At 72.6% G+C, this 12,829-nt stretch carries 15 protein-coding genes and 1 pseudogene; 6 read left to right on the top strand and 10 right to left on the bottom strand.

Annotated elements, in window-relative coordinates:
* Together ACM9LD_RS24695 and ACM9LD_RS24690 are read right to left on the bottom strand one after the other, a co-directional pair.
* Window positions 1-240, bottom strand: a pseudogene (locus tag ACM9LD_RS24695) (hypothetical protein); the annotation flags it as partial.
* A gap of 66 nt (window positions 241-306) precedes the next feature.
* Entirely contained in the window at window positions 307-1,086 is a 780-nt protein-coding gene (locus ACM9LD_RS24690) for a CPBP family intramembrane glutamic endopeptidase (protein ID WP_415679158.1), read from the bottom strand.
* 64 nt (window positions 1,087-1,150) lie between these two features.
* On the opposite strand from ACM9LD_RS24690, the gene ACM9LD_RS24685 reads away from it, so the two are divergent.
* Window positions 1,151-2,614 carry an NCS2 family permease gene (locus ACM9LD_RS24685; protein WP_415679157.1) on the top strand — a complete coding sequence of 488 codons (1,464 nt, stop codon included), beginning with the start codon at window positions 1,151-1,153 and terminating at the stop codon, window positions 2,612-2,614.
* 6 nt (window positions 2,615-2,620) lie between these two features.
* On the opposite strand, the gene ACM9LD_RS24680 is transcribed toward ACM9LD_RS24685, so the two are convergent.
* The gene (locus ACM9LD_RS24680) at window positions 2,621-3,457 is read right to left on the bottom strand and encodes a hypothetical protein (protein WP_415679156.1); all 837 of its coding nucleotides are present in this window, start codon (window positions 3,455-3,457) and stop codon (window positions 2,621-2,623) included.
* 78 nt (window positions 3,458-3,535) lie between these two features.
* Here ACM9LD_RS24680 and ACM9LD_RS24675 point away from each other — a divergent pair, with 78 nt between their 5' ends.
* Both ACM9LD_RS24675 and ACM9LD_RS24670 read left to right on the top strand, forming a co-directional pair.
* On the top strand, window positions 3,536-4,102 hold the full coding sequence (locus tag ACM9LD_RS24675) for a TetR/AcrR family transcriptional regulator (protein ID WP_415679155.1): 567 nt from the start codon (window positions 3,536-3,538) through the stop codon (window positions 4,100-4,102).
* On the top strand, window positions 4,099-5,631 hold the full coding sequence (locus tag ACM9LD_RS24670; RefSeq protein ID WP_415679154.1) for an MFS transporter: 1,533 nt from the start codon (window positions 4,099-4,101) through the stop codon (window positions 5,629-5,631). The genes ACM9LD_RS24675 and ACM9LD_RS24670 overlap by 4 nt, the downstream gene beginning before the upstream one ends.
* Window positions 5,632-5,677: 46 nt before the next feature.
* Here ACM9LD_RS24670 and ACM9LD_RS24665 read toward each other — a convergent pair whose 3' ends face one another.
* The 3 genes from ACM9LD_RS24665 to ACM9LD_RS24655 form a co-directional block, all read right to left on the bottom strand.
* The gene (locus ACM9LD_RS24665; protein ID WP_415679153.1) at window positions 5,678-5,944 is read right to left on the bottom strand and encodes a DUF559 domain-containing protein; all 267 of its coding nucleotides are present in this window, start codon (window positions 5,942-5,944) and stop codon (window positions 5,678-5,680) included.
* Window positions 5,917-6,636 (bottom strand): type IV toxin-antitoxin system AbiEi family antitoxin domain-containing protein, encoded by a 720-nt coding sequence (locus tag ACM9LD_RS24660; protein ID WP_415679152.1) that lies wholly within the window; start codon window positions 6,634-6,636, stop codon window positions 5,917-5,919. The genes ACM9LD_RS24665 and ACM9LD_RS24660 overlap by 28 nt, the downstream gene beginning before the upstream one ends.
* 172 nt (window positions 6,637-6,808) lie before the next feature.
* Window positions 6,809-7,543 carry a DUF2470 domain-containing protein gene (locus tag ACM9LD_RS24655; protein ID WP_224651985.1) on the bottom strand — a complete coding sequence of 245 codons (735 nt, stop codon included), beginning with the start codon at window positions 7,541-7,543 and terminating at the stop codon, window positions 6,809-6,811.
* A 91-nt stretch (window positions 7,544-7,634) separates the two neighbouring features.
* Between ACM9LD_RS24655 and ACM9LD_RS24650 the strand changes: the two genes are divergently transcribed.
* Window positions 7,635-8,030: a hypothetical protein gene (locus ACM9LD_RS24650; protein WP_415679151.1), complete on the top strand. Its 396-nt coding sequence runs from the start codon at window positions 7,635-7,637 to the stop codon at window positions 8,028-8,030.
* Between the two features lie 13 nt (window positions 8,031-8,043).
* On the opposite strand, the gene ACM9LD_RS24645 is transcribed toward ACM9LD_RS24650, so the two are convergent.
* A complete protein-coding gene (locus ACM9LD_RS24645; protein WP_415679150.1) occupies window positions 8,044-9,000 on the bottom strand; it encodes a hypothetical protein in 957 nt (318 codons plus the stop codon).
* 92 nt (window positions 9,001-9,092) lie between these two features.
* The gene (locus tag ACM9LD_RS24640; protein ID WP_415679149.1) at window positions 9,093-10,070 is read right to left on the bottom strand and encodes a hypothetical protein; all 978 of its coding nucleotides are present in this window, start codon (window positions 10,068-10,070) and stop codon (window positions 9,093-9,095) included.
* A gap of 87 nt (window positions 10,071-10,157) precedes the next feature.
* Between ACM9LD_RS24640 and pheA the strand changes: the two genes are divergently transcribed.
* Both pheA and ACM9LD_RS24630 read left to right on the top strand, forming a co-directional pair.
* Window positions 10,158-11,090 (top strand): prephenate dehydratase, encoded by a 933-nt coding sequence (gene pheA / locus ACM9LD_RS24635; RefSeq protein WP_415679148.1) that lies wholly within the window; start codon window positions 10,158-10,160, stop codon window positions 11,088-11,090.
* Window positions 11,087-11,716, top strand: a complete 630-nt coding sequence (locus ACM9LD_RS24630) for a histidine phosphatase family protein (RefSeq protein ID WP_415679147.1) — start codon at window positions 11,087-11,089, stop codon at window positions 11,714-11,716. The genes pheA and ACM9LD_RS24630 overlap by 4 nt, the downstream gene beginning before the upstream one ends.
* 6 nt (window positions 11,717-11,722) lie before the next feature.
* Here the strand turns inward: ACM9LD_RS24630 and deoD are convergent, their stop codons facing one another.
* A complete protein-coding gene (gene deoD, locus ACM9LD_RS24625; protein WP_415679146.1) occupies window positions 11,723-12,430 on the bottom strand; it encodes a purine-nucleoside phosphorylase in 708 nt (235 codons plus the stop codon).
* Between the two features lie 37 nt (window positions 12,431-12,467).
* Entirely contained in the window at window positions 12,468-12,812 is a 345-nt protein-coding gene (locus ACM9LD_RS24620; RefSeq protein ID WP_224651999.1) for a metallopeptidase family protein, read from the bottom strand.
* Window positions 12,813-12,829: the final 17 nt, after the last annotated feature.

Raw genomic sequence — 12,829 nt, 5'->3', positions numbered from 1 at the left:
GTTCTGCGGCGCGCGGCCCTGCTGTGCGGGGTTCTGGTACGCGGGGTTCTGCGGCGCGGGGCGGCGCGGCGGCTGCTGGGCCGCTCGCTGCGCGGGCGGGACGGGCCGCCGGCTCTGGCCCTGACCCTGGCGCGGGCGGGGGATGCCCTGCGGGTGCCGGGGCGCGCGGGAGCGCGGGTCGCCCTCGGGGACCTGCGACCAGGCGAGGTTCCGCTCGTCGCGCGGTCGTTCGTCGTTCACGCACATCGACTGTACGGGCCGCAACTGAGAAATCGGCTCAGCGCGTGATCCGGGTCGCAGGCCGGGTCAGCCGAGGAAGCCCAGGTGCGGGCGGAGCAGCGCGTAGCCGACGAAGGCGACGACGTCGAGCAGGAAGTGCGCGATGACCAGCGGCCACAGCTTCCGCCAGCGGTCGTAGGCGGCGCCGAAGACCACGCCCATCACGAGGTTCCCCAGGCCCGCGCCGAAGCCCTGGTAGAGGTGGTACGAGCCGCGGAGCACCGAGGACGCCGCGATGGACCCGGCCCGGCCCACGCCCAGCTGCCGCAGTCGGGTCATGAGATAGCCGACGACCACGACCTCCTCAGCGACGGCGTTCCCCGCCGCGAGCAGGACGTACGTGAGGATCCGCCACCACTGCACGTCGCCGGACGCGGGCACGACGCTCGCCGTCACGCCCAGCGCGCGGCCCGCCGCGTACAGCGCCAGCCCGGGGATGCCGATGAGCGCCGCGAGGCCGGTGCCCAGCCCCACGTCGCGCAGGACCTCCCGTCGCGGCCGGCGCAGCGCGAAGCCGATGTCGGCGGAGCGGATCCCGGAGCGGTACAGCAGGTACAGCGCCAGCGCGGCCCAGCCGAAGAGCTGCACCGCGCCCAGCACCTGCAGGAGGAAGTCGATCACCGCGTGCGGGCTGCGGACGGGGTTGAGCGTCACCGTCGTCCCGCGGACCCCGGGCCCGAGCTGATAGCCGATCAGGCGGACCATCGAATATAGGCCCGACCAGGCGAAAGTCACCAGCAGCACGATCGCGACCTCGGCGCGCAGCGGGCGCCGCTCGGCGGTCGGGACGGGCTCGGGGGCGCTCACCGGGACACCCTAACCGGGCACCGTTACGATTGCCCGGTCCTGCAGCGAGTGAAGGGGTCCCAGCGTGTCCGCTCCCACCACCGAGCCCCAGCTGGGGCCCATCGACCGGTACTTCCGCATCTCCGAGCGCGGGTCGACGGTGCCGCGCGAGCTCCGCGGCGGCCTCGTCACCTTCTTCACGATGGCCTACATCGTGGTGCTCAACCCGATCATCATCGGCGGCGTCGTCGGCAACAACAAGAACGTCGACGTGCTCGGCAACGTGCTGCCCACCGCGCAGGTCGCCGCGGTCACCGCGCTCGCCGCGGGCCTGATGTGCATCGTCTTCGGCGCGATCGTCAACTACCCCTTCGGTATCGCGGCCGGCCTGGGCGTCAACAGCCTCCTGGCCGTGAGCATCGCGCCGCAGGTCACCTGGCCCGAGGCCATGGGCCTCGTGGTGATCGACGGCATCATCATCGTGCTGCTCGGCGTCACGGGCTTCCGCACCGCGGTCTTCCGCGCGATCCCCGCCGAGCTCAAGGCCGCGATCGCCGCCGGCATCGGCTGCTTCATCGCGTTCATCGGCTTCGTCGACGCGGGCTTCGTCCGGCGCATCCCCGACGCGGCCGGCACGACGGTGCCCGTCGGCCTCGGCATCGGCAACTCCGTCGCGGCCTGGCCGACGGCGGTCTTCGTGTTCGGTGTGCTGCTCATCGGCGTGCTCGTGGTGCGCAAGGTGCCGGGCGCGATCCTGCTCGGCATCGTCATCACCACGATCGTCGCCCTGATCGTGCAGAAGGTGGCCGGCCTCGGCCCGTCGTTCAAGGACCCGCACGGCTGGAGCCTGAACATCCCCGAGCTCCCGTCGAGCCTCGGCGGGCTGCCGGACCTCTCGCTGGTCGGCGAGGTGGACGTCTTCGGCGCCTTCACCCGGATCGGGGTGGTCGCCGCGTCGGTCCTGGTCTTCGCGCTGGTGCTGTCGAACTTCTTCGACGCGATGGGCACCATCACCGGCCTCACCAAGGAAGCCGACCTCATGCGCGAGGACGGCACCGTGCCGAACATCGGCAAGGCGCTCGCCGTCGAGGGCGCGGGCGCGATCGTGGGCGGCGGCGCCTCGGCCTCGTCGAACACCGTCTTCGTCGAGTCGGCCTCGGGCATCGCGGAGGGCGCCCGGACGGGCCTGGCGAACATCGTGACCGGCGTGCTGTTCCTCGCCGCGATGTTCTTCACCCCGCTCTACGAGGTGGTCCCGTCCGAGGCCGCCGCTCCCGCGCTGGTCATCGTGGGCGCCATGATGCTGGGCCAGCTCAAGGACATCGACTGGACCAAGTTCTACGTCGTGCTGCCCGTCTTCCTCACCGTGGTCTCGATGCCCTTCACCTACTCGATCGCCAACGGCATCGGCATCGGCTTCATCACCTGGGTGGTGATGGCCGTCGCGCGCGGGAAGGCCAAGGAGGTGCACCCGCTGCTGTGGATCGTGTCCGGGCTGTTCCTCCTGTACTTCGCGAAGGAGCCGATCGAGGTGCTGTTCGGGATCTGACGGGCGCTACCTCCCGTCGCCGCCCGAGGGGTCGCCCGACGGTGACTCGTCCAAGCTCGGCGCCCGGCCGCGGCCGGCCTTCTCGGCGGCCTTCGCGTCCTTGTCCGCCTGCTTGGCGAGCGCCTTGGCCTGCTTCTCGACGGCCTTCTGTTCCTTCTTCTTCGCGCGCTTGCGGCGCTGCACCTCGAGGAAGATCGCCAGAGCGATCGCGGCGACGACGCCGATGACGACGCCGATCAGGGTGGCCCAGCGGAATCCGGCGGCGTTCTGGTCGATCTTGGTGCGCGCGTAGCTCGCGCCGCTGCCGGTGCCGATCGCGACGGCGAGCGTCATGAGGTTCGGGACGGCGGCGACCACGGCGATGAGGCCGAGGACGGTGGCGATCTTCGGGTGGCTGGCCGCCCGCTTGGCGGCGAACCACAGGATGAGGAGCGGGAGGCCGGCGCAGAGGAAGCCGATGCCCAGCCCGAAGACGGTGCCCTTGAGGGTGCCGCCGTCGGTGCCGACCCAGCCGACCAGCATGTCGGCCCACTTGCGCGGCAGGTAGGCGGCGAGGGCGAAGTACGCGGCGATCAGGACCGCTACGAGGATCGCGGCGACGATCGCGCGCTTGAGCCACTTCTTCGCCGCATCACCGGCGCGGGTGGCGGCGTCGCCGGCCGCCGTCTTGGCCCGCGTGGCCACATCGTCCGCGTGCGTCTTGGCCCGCGTGGCCGCGTCGTCGACGTGGGTCCTCGCCCGCGTCGCCGCGTCGTCGACGTGGGTCCTCGCGCGCGATGCGAAGTCGGGCTTCGACGCGCCTTCGGGCTGGTCGGGGGTGGGATCGTCCGGTGTGGCGCTCATCGCACCAATCTAACCCGTTCTTTGCCGCCGCACATGGTGTACGTTTGTACATGTACAAACGTCCATGAGGAGTGAGTGATGCCCGCAGCACCCCGTCGGCGCGATCCCGAGCGCCGCCGCCGCGAGATCGTCGAGGCGGCCGCGGCGATCGTCGTGGAGGACGGGCCCGACGCGCTGACCCACCGCAAGGTGGCCGCGCGCGCCGGGGTCCCCCTCGGCTCCACCACGCAGTACTTCGCGACCCTCGACGACCTGCGTGCCGCCGCGCTGGCGTCGCTGGTCGTCGAGGCCGAGCAGTGGCTCGACGAACTGGAGGCCGAGTTCGTCCGGGAGGGGGCGTCACCGTCGGCCTACGTGGCGGCCGTGCACCGCTACCTGTGCGACCCGCACCTCGTCGGGGCGGACTTCGCCCTGACCTGCGCGGCGCCGCTGCACCCGGGCCTCAAGGAGCTCAGCGACCGATGGGCGGCGGACTTCGCCGAGACGCTCGAGCGCTACGTCACCGCCGAGAGCGCCGCGGCGGTGGCGATGTTCACCGACGGCGCGATCATGCACACCACCCTCACCGGGCAGCCGGCCGATCCGGGACTGCTCGACCGCGCGATCACCGCGCTCTGGAAGCCACGACAGGAGACGACGTCATGACCGACCTCCAGAACGCGCCCGTGGTGGCGTCCGCCGCCCGACGGTGGGCCGCCGCGCTGCTGCTCTCGGCGAGCCTGCTCGTCATCACCGTCGACATGACGATCCTCAACATCGCTGTGCCCGACCTGGCTGCCGACCTGAGGCCCACTGCGGCGCAGCAGCTCTGGATCATCGACGTCTACTCGCTGGTGCTCGCCGGCCTGCTCGTGTCCACCAGCTCGCTGGGGGATCGCTTCGGGCGCAAGCGGATGCTGCTGCTGGGCTACGTCGTCTTCGGCGTCGCCTCGGCGCTCGTGCTGTGGGCCGAGACGCCCGCCCAGGTGATCGCGCTGCGCGCGGCGCTCGGCGTGGGCGGCGCGATGATCATGCCCACCACGCTGACGATGCTGCGCGTGATCTTCACGGACCCTGCGGAGCGCGCGAAGGCACTGGGCCTCTGGGCAGCCGTCTCGGGCGTGGGCGCCGCGGTCGGCCCGATCGTGGGCGGCGTTCTGCTCGAGAACTTCTCCTGGCGAGCCGCTTTCATGGTCAACGTGCCGATCATGGCGCTCGTGCTGATCATCGGCGTCTTCCTGCTCCCCGAGTCGAAGGTCGCGACGTCCGGCGCATGGGACTGGCTGGGCGCGCTCATGTCGATCACCGGGATGGTGGCGCTGGTGTGGGCCATCAAGCGGTTCGCGAAGGACCACACGCTGCTCTCGGGCCCGGGGCTGCTCGCCCTGCTGCTCGCGGTCGTGGTGCTCGGGCTGTTCGTCCGGCGGTCGCTGCGCCGGGAGAACCCGCTGCTCGACGTGCGGCTGTTCGCGCGTCGCCAGTTCTCCGCGGGGATCGTCGCGGCGCTCGGCGTGATGTTCGCGATGGCCGCGGCGCTGCTGCTGCTCGCGCAGTGGATGCAGCTGGTCGCGGGCTACGGCCCGATCGAGACCGGTGTGCGGCTGCTGCCCGTCGCCCTGGCCGCGGTCGTCGCGTCGCTGGCCGCGCCGTGGCTGGCGAACGTACTGAACGCCCGCCTGGTGCTCGCCGGCGGCCTCGTCGCCGCCGCGGTCGGCATGGTGCTCATCGCGGCCCCCGCGCAGCTGGACTACGCCGGCCTGGTGGCGCCGCTGGTGCTCGTGGGCCTGGGCATGGGCGCGATGACCGTTGCTTCCGCGATGGTCATGTCCGGCACGCCGGAGGAGAAGGCGGGCAACGCCGCCGCGCTCGAGGAGACGAGCTACGACCTGGGCAACGTCCTCGGCGTCGCGATCCTCGGCAGCGTCGCGGCCATGCTCTACACGGCGGACGCCGACTTCGGGTCGATCCCCGGCGTCGACGCGGCCACCGCGGGAGCGGCGGGGGAGTCGCTGGGGGCCGCCATGGCGATCGCGCAGCAGGCGGGCCTGCCCGCCCTCGCCGAGCACGCGACCACCGGCTTCACCGCGTCGCTGCAGACGACCGGCCTGGTCGGCGGTGTGATCCTGTTCGCCGTCGCGGTGGGCGTCTACGCGCTCACCCCCAAGGGCACCGACATCACGCAGCAGGCGCACTGACCGCGGGGCGGCTCACGATGTCGAGTTCTGGTGAGGCGGACGTGCGTCAGCGCACCTCCGTGTCTCCGGGAGTCGACATCGTGAGCCGCTTCGGCCTGGGTGCGCGGTGGCGCCGAGTGCGCACGAGGTCCATGATCTCGGCGAACACGGTGTCCCAGGCGAACATCACTTCCGCGTAGTCGATCCGCAGCACCCGGTAGTCGCCCAGCGCCGCGACTCGGTCGCGCCGGTTGTCCTCGGTGCGGTGCTCGTCGTTGTGGTGATTCCTGCTGTCGCACTCGACGATCAACTTCTCGCCGACGAGCAGGTCCACGTGGCCGATGTCCTCGATCTCCGCCTGGCTCCGCACCAGGACGTGGTGGTTCTGGAGCCGGACGCGGGTGACGGACTCGGTCCCGGAACCCGCGAGCGGGTCGAGAGGTCGAGCAGGCGCTGCACGCGCTGCGGCGCGCCGTCGAAGATCTGGCGCAGGTCATCCTCGGTGTACGGGTTCGGCATCCGCAGCGTCGAGTCGAGCACCGCCACCAGGTAGTCGTCCGACAGGCAGTGGGCCGCGCACTGCAGCGCGACGGGCAGCGGATCGACCGCGCGGTTCGACACCGGCAGGGTGCGATGCGCGCGACAGCGGGCGGACCGATCGGTCGACCCCGGGGTGCTCGGCGTTCCGCTCGTGGGCCTGCGCGTCCCCGCGGCCGTGAGCCGCCTCGCGGCCGCGGCGCGGTGCGCCGGCCAGCGGACGTGACTGCGGGTGACGCCGGGCGGCACCCACACGCCCGGCGCGTAGCGCAGAGCGGAGACGCAGGTCAGAGTGCCCCCGCTGCGTACCGCGGAGACGACCGCGGGATCCGCCCCGGCGATCGCGTACCAACCCCGCCGGATCACGGAGAGAACACCCGAGTGGCGCAGCGCGCTGATCTCGCGCGGGTCGGCGCCGTGCGAGATCAGCCGTGCGCGGGAAACGACGCCGCCGTCGGCGAGTCCGGCGAGCAGTGCGATGAGGTCCATGCCGCCACGGTGCCCCGCCGATCCGGCGCAGGAGCCCCGTCGGGGGCCGTCATCCCCAGGAAGCGTACGAAACCTTCGCCGGGCGGTCGATTACTTCACAACGTCGAGTTCCGGTGCCCCGCGTGTGCGTGAGCGCACCTCCACCCCAGCAGAACTCGACGTCGTGAGGGAGTCAGCTCGCGCGGAGGCCGTTGAGGAAGGGGCAGCCGAGCAGGATGCGGATGCTGCGCTGCAGGGCGGCCATGTCGTCGGCGGGCTGCGCGAAGTTCAGGCGCACGTCCACGTCGGAGAGCTCGTGGTGCTCGGCGCGCAGGCGGATGCCCAGGCGGTCGATGCCCAGCAGGCGGATGCGGTGGTTGCGCAGCTTGCCGGGCAGGCGGCGGGCGAGCTGCCCGACCATCTCCGGATGCCCGGTCTCGACGTGCGCGAGCCAGGCGGTCTCGTAGCCGGCGAAGGGATCCGGCTCGGCGGCGGCCAGCTCGTCGCCCGTCACCGACGAGGCGCCGGCGGCGTCCGCGAGCACGGCCGTCTCGATCGGCATGGTCAGCAGCCGCGCGCCGTTGCCCACGTCGAGCAGCGCCTCGAGGGGGTTGTCCACGGCGATGCGGGCGGCGAGGGCGGCACCGTCGGCGACCTCGGACAGCCGGCCGGACAGCCACACCAGCGAGCGGGTGCGCTCGCGCAGCGGCAGCGGCGAGATGTCGTTGATCTCGACCATCGCACGCACGCCCTCGAGCCAGGGCGAGTCGTCGGCGACGGCGACCACCAGGCGATCGCCCAGCATGTGGTGCAGCGCGACGGTGATCGGTTCGTAGCCGTCGGCCGCGAGGACCGCGGCGTGGGGGACGGCCGCGATGGAACGGACGCGCTCGGCCGGTGTCGGCTCGGCGATGGTCGGGGCGCTCATGACGACTCCTCTCGCTCGGTGGTTGTCGGTCATGAAGGTAACCCTAACCTAATGCGGTGAGCAACCCCGGGCAAGAGTTAGGGTCATCGTGATGGCGATCGAACTGGAGTTGCTCGCGCCTCCGCGCGAGCCGATGTCCCTGGTCGACGGGCTGGCCGTGGCCGCCCGGTCGGGCCGCCCGAGCTGCACCTACGAGCCCGGCGACCCCGTCGCGCTGGCGGAGTTCCTGGTGCACGGCGTGCACGACGAGGGTCCCGGTTTCGAGATCGCGGTGGCGGACGCCGACGAGGCCGTGGCCGTGCTGTGCGCCGTCGTCGCGGCGCTCACCGGCGACGACATCCCGGCCGCGCTCACGGCGCCCGACGAGGCGCGCCTGGCCGCGCTCAACCCGATGGCGCAGGACGCCGTGCGGGAGCGGCTGCGCCACGTCGTGCTGCCCGACCCGCAGGCGCTCACCGACCGCCTGCACGCCCTGGGCCTGAGGTAGCTCCGCGGGCCGTTCAGGGGAGCTGATCGACGGGGGCCGACCACGCGTCCGCGCACGGCGCGGTGGTCCGCACGGCCGCGCCGCGGTTGAACCAGGTGGTCAGCGCCGGCCCGGCCAGCGTGTGGCCCGTCGCCTCGTCCAGGTCGGTCCACAGCGCGGAGGCCGCCGCCGCGCCGTCGAGGTCGGCCCGGCTGATCCCGTGGTCGACCATCATGCCGAGGGTGCCGCCCGTGAGGCAGGCGCGCTGGGCCGCCTGGCGCCGCAGGTACTCCGTGCCGAGCGGGGTCCCGCTGCCGCCGACCTGGGTGACCAGCGCCTTGACGTCGGCGCGCTGGCCCCCGTCGAACGAGACGCGGATGGCCGCGATCCGCGCCAGCCACTCGATCCCGGAGCCCAGCTGGCTGCCGATGCTGCTCACCATCGAGGTGTAGTTGGTCGCCGAGCCGCCGGAGCAGACCCAGAAGCCGAGGGTGGGCTGGTCCGGGCAGCCGGTGGACGCGGGCGCGACGTTGGTCGGCGACTCGAACACCGTGATCCGGGGCATGCGCGTGCCCCAGACCCGGCCGAAGCAGTCGTTGGCCGCGTCGGTGAAGGCCTGCATTCCGGTGAGCGTCGTCGACCAGGCGGGGAGGGTGCACGCCGGCGTACTCAGGGTCTTCGACAGGATCGCGTTGAACCGCACCTGGTTCACGGTGGGGACGGCAGGGGTGGTGATCGTCGGCATGTGGAGGGACGTGGGCTCGAGCGTCGGTGCCGCGGTCCGCGACGGCTTCGCCGCGGCGCCGACCGCCACGATCGCGACCGCGACGACCGCGGCGACGACGAGGAAGGCGACCGTCGTGATCAGCACGACCAGGGCGATCTGCATCCTGCGGGACAGCCCTGCGGGCTGCGGCGGGCCGGCCGGATGGGGCTCGTAGGGCACGAACGCCGGGTACTGGTCGGCCCGTGTGTCCTGCGGTCCGGTCATCGCTGATTTCCCCCGTTGATCGTCGTGAATGCGAGGAATGAGTCTAACGAAGAATCTCAACAGGGGTTGTGTAATCTTCGTCGCACTGCGGGCTAGGAGACCTGGTCGACGGGGACGGTCCAGGCCGTCCGGCACACGTCGAGGGTGGGGGAGAGGCGGCCGCGATCGAACCAGCTCTGCGCCGTGCCGCGGGCCAGCACGGGCTGGTTCGACGTGGCGCTGATGATCGTCCACGAGGCCGCCTCGCTGGAGGCCTCCTCCATGTCGCGCGGCTGGATGCCGTGGCCCACCAGCTTCGCGAGCGTGCCGCCCGCGAGGCAGAGGTTCTGGACGTGCCGGCGGCGCAGGTGCTCGCCGCCCTGGACGCCGGTCGGCCCGCCGTCGAGGCGCACGAGGGCGTCGACGTCCGCGGCGACGCCGCTGCGCCGCTCGGCGCGACCGGCCACGTCGAGCGCGAGCCACATCAGTGCGGCGCCGGCCTGGCTGCCGATGCCGGAGCGCGCCCGGTCGTAGTTCATGAGCAGGACGTCGTCGCAGGTGACGATGCTCTCGACGTGCTTGCTCGCGGTGCACGCCCCGTCGACGGTGCCGTCGGCCTCGGGGGTGAAGACGTCGACGCGCACGGCGGGCAGCCCCCACATTCCGCCCAGGCAGGCGGTCCCGGCCTGGGCGAAGGCCTGCATGGCCGCCCGCTCCGTGGACCAGGCCGGGAGCGGGCACGACGCCGGGGCCGTGAGGGTGGTCGCGAACAGGCTGTTCGCGGTGATCTGCGCGACGCTCGGCGCGGGCGGCGGCGTCGCCCGCCCGGTGATCCCGGGCAGCGCCGCGTCGTCGCGGTCGGACTTCGAGACCGCGGCCCAGCCGACCGCGCCCGCGAGGAGGACCACCGCCACCGCGAGAGTGAGCCAGCCGGCCAGGCCCAGCCGGCGCGGGTTCCGCACGTCGCCGGTGCCGTACAGGCCGTTCGCGTAGGGGCTGCCCGTGGGCAGCCGGTCCGAGCGCCACGGGTTCGGACCCGTCGGCGCCGGCCCCGCGCTGATCCGGTCCAGTGGATTCTCGTCCTGCGCCATTTCGCCCCCTGTTTCTGCAAGAACGAAATGACTGTACTGAATCACCGGAGGGCCGCCCCACCGCGGCGGCCCGGCTAGGCTCGGGGCGTGACGCGCATCGCCTACTTCGGCCCCGAGGGGACGTTCACCGAGATGGCGCTGCTGCAGTGCCAGGAGCTCGCCGCCCGCGGCGCGATGGCGGTGCCGGGCGTCGAGCTCGTCGGCGCGGAACGGATCAGCGCCCCCAGTCAGGTGGCCGCCCTCGAGATGGTGGCCGACGGTGCCGCCGACCTCGCCTGCGTGCCGATCGAATCCTCCGTCGAGGGGCCGGTCACGCCCACGCTCGACACGCTCGGTTTCGGTGCGCCGCTGCAGATCTTCGCCGAGACGGACCTCGCCGTCGCCTTCTCCATCGCCTCCGCCAAGCCCCTCGACGAGGCCCGCACCGTCGGCGCGTACCCGGTGGCCGCCGCGCAGGTCCGCGCCTGGCTCGCCGTGAACATGTCGCAGGCGCAGGTGGTTCCGGCCGCATCGAACTCCGCCGCCGCGCTCGACGTGGCCGAGGGGCGCGTCGACGCCGGCGTCACCACCGCCCTCGCCGCGCGGATGTACGGCGTGACCGAGGCGGCGACCGGCGTGGCCGACGTGGCCGACGCCCGCACCCGGTTCGTGCTGTGCGGCAAGCCCGGTCCCGCGCCGGCGCGCACCGGCAGCGACTGCACGTCGGTGGTGCTCGACGTGCCCAGCCGACCCGGCTCGCTCGCGCTCTGCATGGCCGAATTCGCGCTGCGCGGCGTCGATCTCACCCGCATCGAGTCGCGTCCCAAGCGAACGGTCTTCGGCAGCTACGTCTTCCACTTCGACTGCGTCGGCCACATCGACGATCCCGCGGTCGGCGAGGCGCTGCGCGCCCTGCACCGCGTGTGCGACGACCTCCGCTTCCTCGGCTCCTGGCCGCGTCCCGGCGGGCCCGGGACGGCCCCCGTCGACCCCGGAGATTCCGAGGCGTGGTTCGACGGCCTGCGGAGGGGGGAGCGATGACGGGCCTGCTGCACCTGGTCCGGCACGGCCAGACCACCGCGAACGTCGCGCGGATCCTGGACACCCGCCCGCCCGGCGCCCCGCTCACGCCCGAGGGCGCGGAGCAGGCCCGCCGGTACGGCCTCGAGCGGCCGGACGCCGCGCCCGCCGTGCTGCTCAGCTCCGTCGCGCGCCGCGCGCAGCAGACCGCGGGCCACATCGCCGACGCGTGGGGCGTGGAGACCGCCGCGATCGACGGGGTGCACGAGGTGCAGGCCGGCGACCTGGAGGGATTCCACGACGAGGCGTCCATCAAGGTCTTCCAGGACGTCGTGCGGCGCTGGTACGAGGGCGACCCGACCGCCGCGATGCCCGGCGGCGAGAGCGCCGAGGACCTGCTCGCGCGGTACCTCCCCGCCGTCGACGCGATCCGCGCCGAGCACCTGCCGCGCGGCGACGCCTACCTCGTCAGCCACGGGGCCGCCATCCGGCTCGTCGGCTTCCACCTGTCCGGGGTCGACGGTGCCTACGCGCACAAGCACCACCTGCCGAACACCGGCGAGATCGTGCTCCGCCCCGTCGACGGGGGCGCGTGGGAGCTCGTGAGCTGGGCCGACGCACCGTCGCACCTGGACCCGATGGGCTAGTGCCCGTCAGCTGAAGGCGGCCTCGATCGCGATGGCCGCGGCGGCGGCGAAGCTCTTCTCGCGGTCCTCGGACGGCATCGCCTCCTCGCGGAAGAGGTGGTCGCTGACCGTGAGCACCGTCAGGGCCTCCCGGCCCTCCGCCGCGGCAACCGCGTAGAGCGCGGCGGTCTCCATGTCGACGCCGAGGACGCCGTGGTCGCGCAGCCCCTCGTGCAGGCCCGGGCGCGCCAGGTAGAAGTGGTCCGAGGAGTACACCGGGCCCACCCGCACCGGCGTCCCGGCCCGCTCGGCGGCGTCCACCGCGGCGCGGAGCAGCGAGTACGAGGCCGCGGGCGCGAACTTCACGCCGGGGATGCGCGGGTCGTTGATCGCCGAGTCGGTGTGCGCGGCGGTCGCGACGATCACGTCGCCCAGGGCCAGGTCGTCCTGGAAGCCGCCCGACGTGCCGACCCGGATGATCCGCTGCACGCCGTACTCGCGGTAGAGCTCGGTGGCGTAGATCGTCATCGTCGGCATGCCCATGCCGGAGCCCATCACCGAGATCGGCCGGCCGCTGACGGTGCCCGTGTACGCCTCCATCCCACGCACCTCGTTGACGAGGCGGGCGTCGTCGAACAGCGTCTCCGCGATGCGGCGGGCCCGGCGCGGGTCGCCCGGCATGAGCACGGCGGGTGCGTAGTCGCCGGGGGCGGCGGAGTTGTGCGGGGTCGGCATGCGGATTCCTTTCAGGCCCAGCCCAGCCCAGGTCGGGTCAGGCCCAACCCAGGTCGTGCAGTCGGTGGTCGTCGATACCGAAATGATGGCCGATCTCGTGCAGCACGGTCACCCGGATCTCATGGCGCAGCTGCTCCTCGGTGTCGCAGATGTCCATGAGCGCTTCGCGGTAGATGGTGATGGTGTCGGGCAGGGTGCCCACGTAGTTCCAGTCCCGCTCGGTGAGCGCGATGCCCTCGTACAGCCCGAGGAGCGTCGGCTCGTCCTCGTTGCGGTCGCGGACCAGCACCACCACGTTGTCCATCGCCTTCGCGAGCTCGGGCGGTACGTCGTCGAGCGCGTCCGACACCCACTCCTGGAAGGCGCGGCGGGAGACGTGCACGGCTACCGGCCGGGGGC

Source organism: Tsukamurella hominis (assembly GCF_965137015.1).
GTDB classification, from domain to species: Bacteria; Actinomycetota; Actinomycetes; order Mycobacteriales; family Mycobacteriaceae; genus Tsukamurella; species Tsukamurella hominis.
This window is presented reverse-complemented; position numbering and strand designations above follow the sequence as displayed.

Coding starts and splice junctions, on each gene's coding strand:
- ACM9LD_RS24680 (WP_415679156.1), bottom strand. CDS start 3,457: ATGAGCGCCACACCGGACGATCCCACCCCCGACCAGCCCGAAGGCGCG.
- ACM9LD_RS24675 (WP_415679155.1), top strand. CDS start 3,536: ATGCCCGCAGCACCCCGTCGGCGCGATCCCGAGCGCCGCCGCCGCGAG.
- ACM9LD_RS24670 (WP_415679154.1), top strand. CDS start 4,099: ATGACCGACCTCCAGAACGCGCCCGTGGTGGCGTCCGCCGCCCGACGG.
- ACM9LD_RS24660 (WP_415679152.1), bottom strand. CDS start 6,636: ATGGACCTCATCGCACTGCTCGCCGGACTCGCCGACGGCGGCGTCGTT.
- ACM9LD_RS24655 (WP_224651985.1), bottom strand. CDS start 7,543: ATGAGCGCCCCGACCATCGCCGAGCCGACACCGGCCGAGCGCGTCCGT.
- ACM9LD_RS24650 (WP_415679151.1), top strand. CDS start 7,635: ATGGCGATCGAACTGGAGTTGCTCGCGCCTCCGCGCGAGCCGATGTCC.
- ACM9LD_RS24645 (WP_415679150.1), bottom strand. CDS start 9,000: ATGACCGGACCGCAGGACACACGGGCCGACCAGTACCCGGCGTTCGTG.
- ACM9LD_RS24640 (WP_415679149.1), bottom strand. CDS start 10,070: ATGGCGCAGGACGAGAATCCACTGGACCGGATCAGCGCGGGGCCGGCG.
- ACM9LD_RS24630 (WP_415679147.1), top strand. CDS start 11,087: ATGACGGGCCTGCTGCACCTGGTCCGGCACGGCCAGACCACCGCGAAC.
- deoD (WP_415679146.1), bottom strand. CDS start 12,430: ATGCCGACCCCGCACAACTCCGCCGCCCCCGGCGACTACGCACCCGCC.